Origin of the sequence: Nocardia sp. NPDC058244 (genome assembly GCF_042882065.1) — a bacterium.
Classification (GTDB): domain Bacteria; phylum Actinomycetota; class Actinomycetes; order Mycobacteriales; family Mycobacteriaceae; genus Nocardia.
This window is the reverse complement of sequence record NZ_JBHVWX010000001.1, coordinates 621635-634608: the sequence shown is the minus strand read 5'-3', so window position 1 is coordinate 634608 and position 12974 is coordinate 621635. Positions and strand designations below refer to the sequence as shown.

At 70.8% G+C, this 12974-nt stretch carries 12 protein-coding genes; 3 read left to right on the top strand and 9 right to left on the bottom strand.

The features are described from left to right. Window positions 1–54: 54 nt before the first annotated feature. The 3 genes from ACFVW6_RS03050 to ACFVW6_RS03040 are packed head-to-tail and all read right to left on the bottom strand — an operon-like array spanning window position 55 to window position 5476. Window positions 55–1287: a DUF6986 family protein gene (locus ACFVW6_RS03050; protein WP_378824013.1), complete on the bottom strand. Its 1233-nt coding sequence runs from the start codon at window positions 1285–1287 to the stop codon at window positions 55–57. After that, a complete protein-coding gene (locus ACFVW6_RS03045) occupies window positions 1284–4532 on the bottom strand; it encodes a molybdopterin cofactor-binding domain-containing protein (protein WP_378824014.1) in 3249 nt (1082 codons plus the stop codon). Before ACFVW6_RS03045 ends, ACFVW6_RS03050 begins: the two co-directional genes overlap by 4 nt. Then, window positions 4529–5476 (bottom strand): NADP-dependent oxidoreductase, encoded by a 948-nt coding sequence (locus ACFVW6_RS03040; protein WP_378824015.1) that lies wholly within the window; start codon window positions 5474–5476, stop codon window positions 4529–4531. Before ACFVW6_RS03040 ends, ACFVW6_RS03045 begins: the two co-directional genes overlap by 4 nt. Before the next feature lie 103 nt (window positions 5477–5579). On the opposite strand from ACFVW6_RS03040, the gene ACFVW6_RS03035 reads away from it, so the two are divergent. After that, the gene (locus ACFVW6_RS03035; RefSeq protein ID WP_378824016.1) at window positions 5580–5978 is read left to right on the top strand and encodes a winged helix-turn-helix transcriptional regulator; all 399 of its coding nucleotides are present in this window, start codon (window positions 5580–5582) and stop codon (window positions 5976–5978) included. 2 nt (window positions 5979–5980) lie between these two features. Here the strand turns inward: ACFVW6_RS03035 and ACFVW6_RS03030 are convergent, their stop codons facing one another. From ACFVW6_RS03030 to uraD, 5 genes are all read right to left on the bottom strand, one after another. Further along, complete coding sequence (locus ACFVW6_RS03030) at window positions 5981–6826, bottom strand: FAD binding domain-containing protein (protein ID WP_365011229.1); 846 nt, start codon at window positions 6824–6826, stop codon at window positions 5981–5983. Between the two features lie 186 nt (window positions 6827–7012). Next, window positions 7013–8383: an 8-oxoguanine deaminase gene (locus tag ACFVW6_RS03025; RefSeq protein WP_378824017.1), complete on the bottom strand. Its 1371-nt coding sequence runs from the start codon at window positions 8381–8383 to the stop codon at window positions 7013–7015. After that, on the bottom strand, window positions 8371–9276 hold the full coding sequence (gene pucL, locus ACFVW6_RS03020) for a factor-independent urate hydroxylase (RefSeq protein WP_378824018.1): 906 nt from the start codon (window positions 9274–9276) through the stop codon (window positions 8371–8373). Before pucL ends, ACFVW6_RS03025 begins: the two co-directional genes overlap by 13 nt. Window positions 9277–9284: 8 nt before the next feature. After that, window positions 9285–9602 carry a hydroxyisourate hydrolase gene (uraH, locus tag ACFVW6_RS03015; RefSeq protein ID WP_357342443.1) on the bottom strand — a complete coding sequence of 106 codons (318 nt, stop codon included), beginning with the start codon at window positions 9600–9602 and terminating at the stop codon, window positions 9285–9287. Next, the gene (gene uraD, locus ACFVW6_RS03010) at window positions 9599–10093 is read right to left on the bottom strand and encodes a 2-oxo-4-hydroxy-4-carboxy-5-ureidoimidazoline decarboxylase (protein ID WP_378824020.1); all 495 of its coding nucleotides are present in this window, start codon (window positions 10091–10093) and stop codon (window positions 9599–9601) included. Before uraD ends, uraH begins: the two co-directional genes overlap by 4 nt. Window positions 10094–10219: 126 nt before the next feature. On the opposite strand from uraD, the gene ACFVW6_RS03005 reads away from it, so the two are divergent. Both ACFVW6_RS03005 and ACFVW6_RS03000 read left to right on the top strand, forming a co-directional pair. Further along, on the top strand, window positions 10220–10816 hold the full coding sequence (locus tag ACFVW6_RS03005) for an NTP transferase domain-containing protein (protein ID WP_378824021.1): 597 nt from the start codon (window positions 10220–10222) through the stop codon (window positions 10814–10816). A gap of 15 nt (window positions 10817–10831) precedes the next feature. Continuing rightward, complete coding sequence (locus tag ACFVW6_RS03000) at window positions 10832–11848, top strand: XdhC family protein (RefSeq protein WP_355274203.1); 1017 nt, start codon at window positions 10832–10834, stop codon at window positions 11846–11848. A 3-nt stretch (window positions 11849–11851) separates the two neighbouring features. Here ACFVW6_RS03000 and ACFVW6_RS02995 read toward each other — a convergent pair whose 3' ends face one another. Continuing rightward, a complete protein-coding gene (locus tag ACFVW6_RS02995) occupies window positions 11852–12916 on the bottom strand; it encodes an ABC transporter substrate-binding protein (RefSeq protein ID WP_355274206.1) in 1065 nt (354 codons plus the stop codon). Window positions 12917–12974 lie beyond the last annotated feature (58 nt).

Below are 12974 nucleotides of genomic sequence, written 5' to 3'. Positions count from 1 at the left end.
ATCGACCGAGCCGCATGGCGTTGGCCTGCCGATGCCCAGGCACTCCCCGGTGTGTCATCGCGCGTCCGGTGCCGAGTAGGTGCGCGCGGCCAGCGCCTCGAGCACCGGGACGGTGAGTTCGGCGGCCCGCGTGGCGAGTTCGTCGGCGGTGACCGCACCGCAGCGCAGGCCGCGCAGCACGGTGGTGGCGAGCGCTTCGGCGGTGGCCGGCTCGTCGATCACCCCGCCGGAGCGCCGGTCCAGGTAGGCCTGCAAGCGCGGGACGGCGACGTCGGTGGCTGTGCGGAAGAAGTCGTAGGTGGCCAGCCAGCGGGTGACCAGATGCCCGGGATGCATGTCCCAGCCCTGGTAGTAACCGCGCCGCAAGGCCCGCTCGACCAGGCGGTGGTGATTGCGGAAGGCGCCTTCGGGGTCGGCGTCCGGCACGATCTGGGTGGACCCGTCGCAGATCCACACCCCGGTCTGGGCGGCCGCGACCTGCATCACGGCCTTGGCGTGGTCGGCCGCCGGATGATCGAGGGCCTGATCGGTGGCGGCGATGCCGCAGGCGGCGGTGTAGTCGTAGGTGCCGAAATGCAGTGCGCTGCACCGTCCGTCGGCGAGGGTGATCATCCGGGGGATCGGCGCGCTGCCGTCGGGCGCGATGATCGCCTGTGGGCTCTCGATCTGGAGTTCGAAGCGCAACATCCGCTCGGGCAGCCCGTGCACCGCCTCGATCCCGGCGCACAGGTCGACGATCGCCGAGACCTGTTCGGCCGCCCTGATCTTCGGGACGGTGAACACGAACCCGGGCGCCACCCCTCCCGCCGCGTCGAGCACGAGTTCGAGGGTGCGCAGGGCCCGCCTGCGTTCGCCTGCGGCCAGGCCCTTGGTGCGGACGCCGAACGAGGTGGGAGCGCCGGGCCGACCGGCCCAGCTCGCCAGCGCCTTGCCCGCGGCGGTGGCGGCCGCGTCCTCCTCCGCGTCGGCGCGGAAGCCGTAGCCGTCCTCGAAGTCGATCCGCAGGTCCTGCACCGGCTGCTCGGTCAGCCTGCGGCGCACCGCCGACAGCGCGTCGGTGACATCGAGGCCGACGAGGAAATCGGCGTGCCGGTGCAGCAGTTCGAGCGCGGCAGCGCCCCACTCGGCCGGGGTGTCGGCGGTGGCGCGGTCGGCGCCCACGTAGGCGGTGTGCACCGGCTGGATCCGGTCACCCGCGCCCGGGTAGCGCGTCCGCAGACCTGCGTCGACGGCGTCGAGGGTGGCGTCGATGCGGGCACGGATATGTTCGGGTAGCTGGGAGTTCACCCGGCGGCTCCTTCCGCGATGATCCGCCACACGCGGTCGGCGGTCATCGGTAATCGGTCCGGTCGGGCGCCGACGGCGTCGCGGATCGCGTTCGCCAGTGCGGGCGCGACCGGGTTGTAGGGGGACTCACTCATCGATTTGGCACCCAGCGGGCCCAACTCGTCACTGGTTTCGGCGAAATACACCTCGGTGCGGGGCAGATCGGCGAACTGCGGAATGTGATAGTGCCGCAGCGTCCGGGTGGTCACCACGCCCGCGTCGGTGCGCATGTCCTCGTAGAGCGCGGTGCCGAGCGCCTGGGCGACGCCGCCCTCCACCTGGCCGCGCAACTGCACCGGGTTGACCACCGTGCCCGCGTCCGCCACCTGGATCGATTGCAGAATCCGCACCTCACCGGTGCTCGGCCGGACCGCCACCCGGAACGCGTGCACATTGAAACTCACCGAGCGTGGCGTCCCCGCGTGCGTGCCGTGCGCGACCAGCTCGCCGTCGGGGAGCAGCTGTTCGGCGGTCATCAGGTCGGTGCCGCACCGCACCCCGCCCGCTTCCAGCACACAGTCGCGTTCCGGGTGCCCGCTGACCTTCGCGGCCCTGGCCAGCAGCATCGCGCGCAGCTCCAGGGCGGCCGCGTAGGCGGCCTTGCCCGCGACCATCGTGCCGGTGGACCCGAACGCGCCGGTGTCGTGCCCGACGACATCGGTGTCGGACTGCCGGATCCGGATCCGGTCGGCGGTGGTGGCCAGCGCGGTCGCGGCCAGCTGCGCGTGCACCGTGGTGGTGCCGTTGCCGAATTCGGCGGTGCCGACGCCGATCTCGTAGGTCCCGTCGGCGAGCAGGCGCGCGGTGGCGTCGGCGTGGTGGCCGCGCGGTGGCACGGTGGCGATCATCGCCACCGCCATGCCCTCGCCGATCCGCCACTCCGGCGCCGGCGCGGCGACGCCGTTGCCCCGGCGCAGGGCCCGCTGGGCGGTGTCGAGGCATTGGTCGAGGCCGTAGCTGCCGAAGGTCAGGTCGCCCTCGTCGACCTCGGCGCCGGTGAACCGGTCACCGGGCACGACCACATTGCGGCGGCGGAATTCGAACGGGTCGATGCCGAGTTCGCGGGCGAGTTCGTCGATGGCCGACTCCACGCCGAAGATCACCTGGCCGAGCCCGTAGCCGCGGAACGCGCCGGAGGGAATGTTGTTGGTGTACACCGCCTGTGCGTCGACCCGCTTGTTCGGGCAGCGGTACACCGCCACGGATTCGCCGACGGCGTGGAACATCACGCCCGCGCTGTGATTGCCGTAGGCGCCGGCGTCGGTGAGCACGTCGACCGCGAGCGCGGTCAGCAGGCCCGCCGCGTCGGCGGCCGCGGTGACCGCGACCCGCATCGGATGACGGCAGGTGGCGGAGGTGAATTCGTCGGTCCTGGTGAACTCGTACTGCACGGGATGCCCGCTCCGCAGCACCGCCAGCGCGATCAGGTCCTCGGCCAGCATCTCCTGCTTGGCCCCGAATCCGCCGCCGACCCTGGCCGCGAACACTCGCACCTTGTCCCGGTCCAGCCCGAACACATGGCACAGTTCGTCGCGCACCAGGAACGGGACCTGGGTGCTCGTCCGGACGACCAGCCTGCCCGCGTCGTCCAGCCAGCCGATCCCGCCGTGTGTCTCCAAATGCACGTGCTGCACGCGCGGCGAATGCCACACCCCGCGCACCACTTTCGCCGCGCTTTCGATCCCCGCTTCGAAATTCCCCACCCCGCCGTGGATCTCGGCTACCAGGTTGCGTTGCGGGTCGGCGATACGCGCCGACTCCGGTTTGTCGGCGTGGAGCTTCGGCGCGTCCGCGGCGAGTGCGGATTCGGGCTCGAAAACAGCTGGTAGCAGCTCATATTCGACGCGCAGCGCACGCACTCCGGCACGTGCGGCATCGAGCGTCTCCCCCACCACCGCGGCCACCCGCTGGCCCGCGAACCGCACCGTGCGATCGAGGACGAAGGTGTCGTCGGGATCGTCCTCCCGGAATTCGTGCCGCGCTGTCGAGAACGCCGTGGCCGGCGCGTCCGCGTGGGTCAGGACCAGCCGTACTCCCGGAATCGCCTGCGCCGCCGCAGTATCGATCGACACGACGTGCGCGTGCGGATGCGGACTGGTGAGTACGGCCAGATGCCACGGCGCGACGGGCGGCATCCGCTCGCCCGCCCCGGGCACCAGGTCGAGGGTGAACGGTTCCGCACCGCGCACGATCCGCGGGCCGGCCGGCGCCCGCACCCCATCACCCATCTGACCAGGACCGTACTTGCGCCGCATCGCCGCATCGACCTGAGCCTCGACCGCCCCCACCGCGGCACCGCCCACATCGGGTCCAACCACCGCCGACACGACGGTGACCTCGTCCTCGCCCGCCCCCGCCTCCCCGGCGACATAGGAATCCACCGCCGGGCCCCTCGCGATCAGCGGCTCACCCGAACCCACTTGGTCGTCACTCGCGCCGAACACCTGGCCCTCGTCCGAACCGGCCATCTGATCCGCACCCGAGCCGACCGCTCGATCGACTCCGATCCGCGCGTCGACCTGCGAAGCGTCCGCCTTGTCGGCCAGAGATCCCGCCCTGTGATCGGCCGACCGCACCTCCTCGACGCCCGCACCGGACGACGACCCCGCTACTGCCACGGCACCGCCCGGCCGATCCGCCCGATCCTCGGCAGCCGCCTCGACAGAGTGAGCGCTCCGGGATTCGCCGACACGGTCGCCCGCACCGGGTGTGGGGGTGGACGTAGTTGTGCACAGTGATGCACAGGATGCCGACAGGGCATCGGCGATGGCGCGATAACCCGTGCAGCGGCACAGGTTCCCCTTGAGCAGCTCGGCCCGCTCGGCGTCGGTGACCGCGGACCGGTCGGCCAGCGCGGCGGCATCGGCCCGACCGGCGGCCAGACCGCTCGCCGTGACGACCATTCCCGCGGTGCAGTAACCACATTGGAACCCGGCGTGCTCGACGAAGCCGCGCTGCACCGCGTTCGGTCCGTCGGCATCGGCCAACCCGGCGGCGGTGGTGACGCTGCGACCGTCGGCGCGGTGGGCCGGGATCAGGCAGGAGTGGACCGGTTCACCGTCGAGCAGGACCGAGCAGGCGCCGCAATCGCCGGAGTCGCACCCCTTCTTGACCGCGAGTTCGCCCTGTTCGCGGAGCAGGGTGCGCAGGCATTGCCCGGGACGCGCGGTCGCCTCGACCGCGCGTCCGTCGATCTCCAGTCTCATGAACCACCTCCTGGTGCCGTGGTCAGCACGAGCCGGCCGCGCAGGCCGCCCTCGGCGAGCCGGGTGTGGGCGCGCGCCGCGTGTTCCAGCGGCAGCGTGTCGGCCACGCGCAGCGTGAGGTCGTAGGCGGCGAGGGTGGCCAGGGCGGCACCGTCGGCGCTGATCCAGGTGTGGTGAACGCGGATGCCGCGCAACGGGATCGGGTCGGCGCCACCGACGACGGTGACGAAGGAGCCACGATTGCGCACGGCGGCCAGCGCCCTGGCGCCCAGGCCCGCGGTGTCCAGCACGGCGTCGACCCCGCCGGGCACCAGCGCGCGCACGGCCTCGGCCAGGTCGGTGACCTCGCGCGACACCACCCACTCGGCGCCCAGCGCCCGGACGAGATCGGTATCGGCGTCGCCCACCTGCGCGATCACCCGCACCCCACGCCACCGCGCGGCGATCTCCACCGCGAACCCGCCGACCGCACCGGCCGCGCCGGTCACCAGCAGGGTGTCGCCCTCGGCGAGGTCGAGCAGGTCCAGCGCCTGGAAGGCGGTGAGCCCGTTCAGCGGCAGGGTGGCCGCCTCGATCGCGGACCGTCCGGCGGGCGCGGGCGCCACGGCCGACGCGTCGAGCACCAGATAGTCGGCATAGCTGCCCAGCGACCGGTCGAGCAGATCCCGCAGCCCGATCACCCGCTGACCAGCGACGAACCCGGCCACCCCGGCGCCGACCGCGTCGATCTCGCCTGCCACGTCCCAGCCGATCCCGGTCACCGCGCGCGGCGCCATCAGCCCGGCCTCGACCAGGGCTCCCGTCCTGGTCACCGCGTCCACGGGATTCACCGCGGCCGCCGCGACCCGGATGCGGACCTGCCCCGGTCCCGGTACGGGGACGGGAACGTCGACGAGTTCGAGTGCTTCCGGTCCGCCGAAACTGTGGACGACCACTGCGCGCATGATGCTGTCTCTCTCTTCCGTAGGTACTTGTCGAACCTAGGGAGAGCTACTCTCTATCGGGAAGTACGCACCGCGAAGTGCGTACCGCACGCGAGGGAGAGCGATGACCACACGCACCGCCGCCGAGCGCCGCGCCGAGGCGGGCGCGGCCTACAACGCCTACGTGGCCGAGTGCCCGGCCCGGCAGCTGCTGGACCGGATCGGCGACAAGTGGGTCAGCCTGGCGATCAACGCGCTGGCCGACGGCCCGCTGCGCTACAGCGAGGTCAACCAGCGACTGGCCGGGGTGAGCCAGAAGATGCTCACCCAGACCCTGCGCAATCTCGAACGCGACGGCCTGCTCACCCGCACCGTGCTGCCCGAGGTGCCGGTCCGGGTGGACTACCGGCTGACCCCGCTCGGCCTGGAACTGCTGCCGGTCATGCGGACCATCAAGGGCTGGGCCGAGCAGCACATGGATCAGGTGCTGGTCGCCCGCGCCGCCTACGACGCGCGGTCCTGAGGTCACGCCGTCCCCCTGAGCTCGGCGGCCACCTCGGCGGCCAGCAGTCCGGTGACGTGCGCGCGCCAGTCCGGAGCGCCGTGTGGATCGTCGAACCACACCTCCGGTTCCAGCTCGGTCAGCGCGACCGCGAGATCGAATTCGGTGGGGACCGTGTCGAAGTCGAGCACCACCGGCCGCACCGTCGACGCGGTGACGGTGATCGCGCACCGCCCGTCGGCCTCGCGCCTGCCCATCACCACCGCGCCGGAGCGCCCGAGCGGGGCCAGCGCGATCTTGCGGAAGCTGGTGCGCGCCAACAGACTCGCGGTCGGCACCAGGAAGGACCGCACGACAGCGCCGGCGGCGAGGATGTTCTCCCCCGGCCCGGTCACGAAGTCGCGCAGTGGAATCCGCCGTTCGCCACCGCCGCGCGGCCAGATGACGGCGGTCGCGTCCAGCGCCACCAGCGCGCCGAGGACCGCGCCGGCGGGCAGCGACAGGCAGACGTTCCCGCCGACGGTCGCGGTGCGCCAGATCTTGTGCGAGGCGAGCAGCGCCCGGCAGGACTGCGCGAACAGCGCAGTCCCCGGCCACCCAGGTCGCAGCACGTCCGACCCCAGTTCCCGGCCGGGATGCGCCCCGGCGAACTCGGCCAGCGTGCAGGTCGCGGCGATCTCGAGCCCGTCGCAGCGCTCCAGCAGCGGCGCCCAGCCGAGCGTGGTGATGTCGACGAGCCGATCGAGCCGATCGTGCGGTTCGGAGAACAGGAATGTGCCGCCCGCCAGCACCGCGCTACCGGCGCCGACCTGTGCCAGGTCGGCGCGGTCACGGGCGAGAACCACCTCTCGAACAGTGTCCAGATCCACGTTCACCTCGCTTACCTCACCGGCCACAGTAGGGGCCGGGAGTTGCCACGATGTTGCGCGAAACCCGCGCCGGATTGCGGCGCGGTTAACCCGGTATACGCCATCCAGTGTGCCCCGAATTCGGCGTCATCGCTGTTCAGCGCACCGACCGCCGGAGTAACAAGATCGTCGGCCCGCCCCTCGCGCTCACGCACCGGCCAGCAGCGTCGCCTGCGCCCGGGCGACATCGGCACCGACTGCCGCCTCGTCCACCGTGGTAACGACACCGTCGCGCACCACTTCGCGCCCGTTCACCAGCAGCGCGGCCAGCGGCGGCGCCGACCCGAGGACCAGCGCGACGACCGGATCCTCGATCCCCGCGTGCGCGGGCGTGTCCAGCCGCCACAGCGCCAGGTCGGCCAGCTTGCCCGGCTCGATCGAGCCGATCTCCGCGGCCCGGCCGAGCACCCGCGCCCCGCCCATGGTCGCCAGTTCCAGCGCGGCGCGCACGGTCATCGCCCGCGGCCCGCCGACGGCCCGCGCGTACAGCAGCGCGTTGCGCGGTTCCTCGATCATCGAGCTCGACTCGTTGCTGGCCGCGCCGTCCACGCCGAGACCGACCGGCACACCGGCGGCCACCAGATCCGCGGTCCGCGCGATGCCGGCGCCGAGCCTGCCGTTGGAGGTCGGGCAGTGCGCGACGCCGGTCCCGGTGCGCGCCATCGCGGCGATCGCCGGATCGTCGAGGTGCACGGCGTGGGCGTACCAGACGTCGTCGCCGAGCCAGCCCAGCTGTTCCATGTACTGCGCCGGGGTGCACCCGAAGGTCGACTGGCAGAAGTCCTGCTCGTCGATGGTCTCGGCCAGGTGGGTGTGCAGCCGCACCCCCGCCGACCTGGCCAGCGCCGCGGATTCCCGCATCAGATCGGCGGTCACCGAGAACGGCGAGCACGGCGCGAGCGCGATCCGCACCATCGCGTCGAAGGACGGGTCGTGCCACCGCTCGATCGCCGCGCCGCTCGCCGCGAGGATGTCGTCGATCGACTCGACCACGTCGTCGGGCGGCAGCCCGCCCTTGCTCTGGCCCAGATCCATCGACCCGCGCGCCGGATGGAACCGCAGCCCGACCGCCGAAGCCGCGCCGATCTCGGCGGCGAGCAGGTCACCGCCGCCGCGCGGGAAGACGTAGTGGTGATCCGACGAGGTGGTGCAGCCGCTGCGCGCCAGCGAGACCAGCGCGCCGGTGGCCGCCACCCGCACCGACTGCTCGTCGATCCGCGACCACACCGGATACAGCGTGGTCAGCCATTCGAACAGGGTGTTGTCGGCGGCCAGCCCCCGGGTGATCCACTGGTACAGGTGGTGGTGGGTGTTGACCAGCCCCGGCGTCAGCACGCAGCCGCGCCCGTCGATGCGGGTCACCTCGGGCCCGAATTCCGGCGGCGCGCCCGCACCGAGGGCGTCGATCCGGTTGCCCCGCACCGTGACCCAGCCGTCGCGGTATTCGGTGCCCGCCGCGTCGACGGTCACCACCGCGCACCCGGCGATCAGCAGATCGGGCGCGCTCACAGCTGCCATGCGATCCCCGCCTCGGGTGCGTCCGCGCGCCGCAGGGTCGCGTGGATGGAGCCGTAGGGGCGGTCCGCCGCCCAGAACACCTCGCCGTTGTTCTCGACCCCGAAGCGGGCGAGGTCGTAGTCGAAGTGGTGCTTGTTCGGCGCCGACAAGCGGATCTCGGCGAGCACCGGGAACCGTTCCAGCGCCGCGGTTCCCATCGCGTGCAGGGTCTGCTGGAGCGCCTTGGAATAGGTCGTCGCGAACAGTTCGAGCAGCGTGGCCCGGATACCGTCGTAGGTCTGGTCCCAGTCGAATCCGCTGGTCTCGGCGAAGCGCCACTGCACGATCAGCGAGGTGGCCAGCACCCGGTCGTTGGTGGGGGCCAGGGTCGTGTACTCGTCGGTGAGGAAGTCCGCGAACTCCGACCCGGTGGATTTGAGCACCACCAGGTCCTTGATCCCGCCGATCACCCAGGTGCGCTGGTCGGCGCCCTTGCCCGCCACCGTCACCGCGGCGGTGCGCACCTCCGGACCCTGCCGCACCCAGGTGTGGTCGTGTTCCTTCCCGTCGATCGATACCCGCTGCCACCCATAGGACTCCACATCGATCCGCGCGCTCGACACGGGCTCCACGGTGTCGGTGAAATGCTTCGCCAGCGCGATCGCGTAGTCCTCGACGGTGTCGAGTCCCGGCCGCTTCGCGAAGACGAAGGCCATGTTCTTCTGGGTGTCGGTGGGCAGGACGTGACGCTGGTCACCTTCGGTGTAGGCCGCCGCGAAATCACCACGGAGCGTGGTCGAGACGTTCACATCGCGGATCTCGTGGCGCGCGTTCTCCTTGTAGAAGCGCACCACCCGGTTCTCGGCCTTGCCGTAGCGATTGTCGGCCAGCTCGATCGGACCACTCAGTGGCATCTGGTTGCTCAGCTCCCTCGGTAGGTGGAATAGGCGAACGGCGACAACAGCAGCGGCACATGCAGATGCGGCTGCTCACCCACCGTGAACGCGACGCAGACCTCGGGATAGAAGGTCTCGACTCCCTGCGCCGCGAAATAGCTGCCGGTATCGAAGAACAGGCGGTAATCGCCCGGATTCAATCCGGCGGCAAGCTCTTTCACCCGGCCGTCGGCATCGGTCAGCGCCTCGGTGAGACGTTGATCGCCGCGGGTCAGCCAGACCGCGACGCCCGCAGCGGGCACCCCGCGCACGGCGTCGAGCACGTGCGTGCTCAGCCCGGTCACGACGACGCCACCAGTCGGGCGAGCCGGAGCCGATTGATCTTTCCCAGTTCGGTGCGCATGACCTGCCTCTCGGTCGACGGATCGTTGTCCAGCCGTGCCCGCAGGACCGCGAGCAACTCCGCGCCGTCGCGCCCTGCCGCGCAGACCAGGTAGAGATGGCCGAACTTGGCCTCGTAGTCGCGGTTGCCCGCGGCCAGCGCGGCCTTGACGTCGGCGCCCGCGACGCCCGCCTGCTCGCGGGCCGAGGCCGCCGAGGTCGGGCGCTCCCCGATCCGCGGGTGACCGGCCAGCGCCGCGTCGAGCTCGGCGTCGTCGAGCGCGGCCGAGGCGGCATCGGCCGCCGTGAGCAGCGCGTCTGTGCTCGCATAGGGCCGCGCGGCGGCGATCGCCCGCGCCCAGCCCGGTGCGGAGCAACAGGCGAGCAAGGCCGCTTCGGCGGCCGCGGCGGAGAGCGCGTTGAACTCCGCCAGGCCGATCGATTCGCTCGTCATCGATCCAGCATCTCCCCATCACCGACCGCGGGCCACCGATGTGCGGTCAGTCACGTCGGCGTGTCGTCGTCCTTGCGCTCCCCTGCTGTAATCGAGCGGCAACATTGCGCAATTACCTTCACCGTCATGCCCCCGATCGACCCTCCCGTGCCGTCGGCGTGCACGGGCGTCGTCCTCGCGGCGGGCGCGGGCACCCGCTACGGCAAACCCAAGGCACTCGCCGAAGACGGCGCCTGGCTGTGCGCGGCGATCACCGCCCTGCGCGACGGCGGCTGCGATCCGGTGATCGTTCTGCTCGGCGCCACCGGCCCCGATCCGGCCGCCGTGCACCTGCCGCCGGAGACCGAGTGGCGGTGGGTCGCGGACTGGGCCACCGGCCTCTCCGCGACCGTGCGCGCAGGCCTGCGCGCGGCCGCCGAGGCGGGCACCCGGTATGTGGCGTTCCTTCCCGTCGACACCCCCGATATCGGAGCCGATGTGGTCGCCCGGGTACTCGCCGCGGCCCGCGCGAGCGAGAGCGGACTGGCTCGTGGTGTGTTCTCCGACACACCTGGCCATCCCGCTGTGATCGAGAACAAGCACTGGGACGCCATTTCGGCGGAAGCCGTAGGCGATGTGGGAGCTGGTTCCTATTTGGGCGCCAGTCAGGATATGGTGTGCGTCACGTGCGACGACTTGGCGACAGGGAACGATCGCGATTTCCCGGTAGTCGGCGCACGGTGATCGGAGTTTTGGGATATGCGCGATATCGTCGATGACCTTCTGCGAGTGTGGCATTCGGGCCGTACCGGCGGCCTCGCCACCGTGGTCCGTACCATCGGCACGAACGCGCTGCCGATCGGGTCGGGAATGCTCGTCACCCCCAATGGCGGAGTCTTCGGATCCATTGCTTCCGGGCGCCTGGAGGAGACGGTCTACGAGGCGGCACTGGAAGCCGCGCAGACCGGCATCCGGCAACTACGTCGCTACAGCCTGATCACCGGAATGGAATCGGGATCCGACGACGGCGAACTGGTCGATATCTTCATCGAGCCGTTCTCCTGCCGCGATTTCCCGGAATTCCCCGCTATCGCCGCCGATATCCAGGCCCATCGCCGGGTCACCGTGTTCACCGTGGTGTGGAACCAGGATCCCGATGTCATCGGTCAGCATCTGGTCACCGATCGCAAGCACGCCACCGAGCTGGTCGCGCTGCCCGAGTCGGACCTGTTCGTCGCCTCCTACTGCCCGCCGCCGCGCCTGATCATCTTCGGCGCCAACGCCTACGCCGCCACCCTGGCCGCCCAGGCCAGGATGATCGGCTACCGGGTCAGCATCTGCGATTCGCGTCCCGAGTTCGCTGATCCCGCGTCGTTCCCCGGCGCCGAGGTCGTCGTGGACTGGCCGCACCGCTATCTGAACACCCTCTCGGCCGCAGGCGAGATCGACAGCAGCACCGGCATCGTGGTGCTGGCCAACGAGCCCCGCTTCGAGATCCCGCTGCTCACTGTCGCCTTACGACTACCCGAGCTGGGCTACCTCGCCGCGCTCGGCTCGCCCGCCGACCAGGCCCGTCGCCTCGACGACCTGCGCGCAGGCGGCTTCGACGAGCCCACCCTGGCCCGCCTGCACGTGCCCGCCGGCCTCGAATCGGGCCCGCGCACGCCGGCCGAGACCGCCGTCTTCGTCACCGCCGACTTCCTCGCCTCGCGCGCGGGCCTGCGCCTGGCCGCCCGCCGCGACTACGGGTCGGCGGCGGTCGGCCTGGCGATCTAGGACTTACTTCAACCCGGGGTTCTCCGCGTAGACCTCGCGCAGGATCGACAGGTCGAACAGCTGCTCGGCCTTGATGTCGATCTTCGCCGTGCGCAGCGCGGCGATGTTCTGCTCGATCAGCGCGTCGGTCATCGACAGCAGACCGTCGGTCTTGGTCGAGGCCGAGACGACCAGGTCGTTCTGCGCGATGGCCTCCTTGGTCTGCTCGCCCAGCTCCAGCTTCTGGTCCTTGCCGTACACCTCGACGGCCAGCCGGGCCGACTCGGCGGGATCGGCGACCGCGTCGCGCCAGCCCTTGATCTCGGCGATCAGGAACGCCTTGAGCTTGTCGCGCTCGTTGTCGATGGTGTCCTGGGTGACCGTCAGCGTCTCGGCGACCAGCGGCAGGCCGAAATCGGCGAACAGGAAATGATCGTTGGCGAAGCCCTTGGCGGCCAGGGTGATCGGCTCGTTGGTCACGTAGCTGACCCAGCCGTCGACCTCGCCGTTGGCCAGCGGCGTCGGGTCGAACTGCGCGGGCACCACCGTCACCTCGCCCGGTTTGATGCCGTTGGCGGCCAGCAGGGCGCTGAAGATCAGTTGATTGGTGTCCTGCACGCCGATCTTGCGGCCCTTCATGTCCGCGGGTGACTTGATCGGCTTGCCCGCCGCGCTGACGATCGCGAACGGATTCTTCTGATAGGTCGCGCCGACGATCTTGGCGGGCAGTCCCTCCAGGATCGCGGGCGCGGTGGTCTGCGGCGCGGACAGCCCGATCCACACCTTCCCGGTGTCGAGTCCGGCCTCCACCGAGGTACTCGCCGCGCCACCCGCGATGAGGTCTACCGCACCGAATCCCGCATCCTTGAAATATCCCTTCGAATCGGCGAAATACTCACCCGCGAATTCGATGTTCTTCAGCCACGACAACTGCACCGCGACCTTGCCGTATTTCGAGCCGTCGTCGCTCGAACCGTTCGACGAACTCCCCGAACTGCTTCCGCACGCGGCCAGCAGTCCGGCCCCGCCGAGCGCGGCCCCGGTCAGCGCGGAATAGCGGAGAAAGGAACGACGGTCGATACTGTTCATGCGCCGAATGTAGTTTCGGTGCGTTTCGTTCTCTTTGCGTCTGCGTTCCGCCGCTATT

Coding starts and splice junctions, on each gene's coding strand:
- ACFVW6_RS03005 (WP_378824021.1), top strand. CDS start 10,220: ATGCCCCCGATCGACCCTCCCGTGCCGTCGGCGTGCACGGGCGTCGTC.
- uraD (WP_378824020.1), bottom strand. CDS start 10,093: ATGACGAGCGAATCGATCGGCCTGGCGGAGTTCAACGCGCTCTCCGCC.
- ACFVW6_RS03035 (WP_378824016.1), top strand. CDS start 5,580: ATGACCACACGCACCGCCGCCGAGCGCCGCGCCGAGGCGGGCGCGGCC.
- ACFVW6_RS03045 (WP_378824014.1), bottom strand. CDS start 4,532: ATGAGACTGGAGATCGACGGACGCGCGGTCGAGGCGACCGCGCGTCCC.
- ACFVW6_RS03000 (WP_355274203.1), top strand. CDS start 10,832: ATGCGCGATATCGTCGATGACCTTCTGCGAGTGTGGCATTCGGGCCGT.
- pucL (WP_378824018.1), bottom strand. CDS start 9,276: ATGCCACTGAGTGGTCCGATCGAGCTGGCCGACAATCGCTACGGCAAG.
- ACFVW6_RS03025 (WP_378824017.1), bottom strand. CDS start 8,383: ATGGCAGCTGTGAGCGCGCCCGATCTGCTGATCGCCGGGTGCGCGGTG.
- ACFVW6_RS03040 (WP_378824015.1), bottom strand. CDS start 5,476: ATGCGCGCAGTGGTCGTCCACAGTTTCGGCGGACCGGAAGCACTCGAA.
- ACFVW6_RS02995 (WP_355274206.1), bottom strand. CDS start 12,916: ATGAACAGTATCGACCGTCGTTCCTTTCTCCGCTATTCCGCGCTGACC.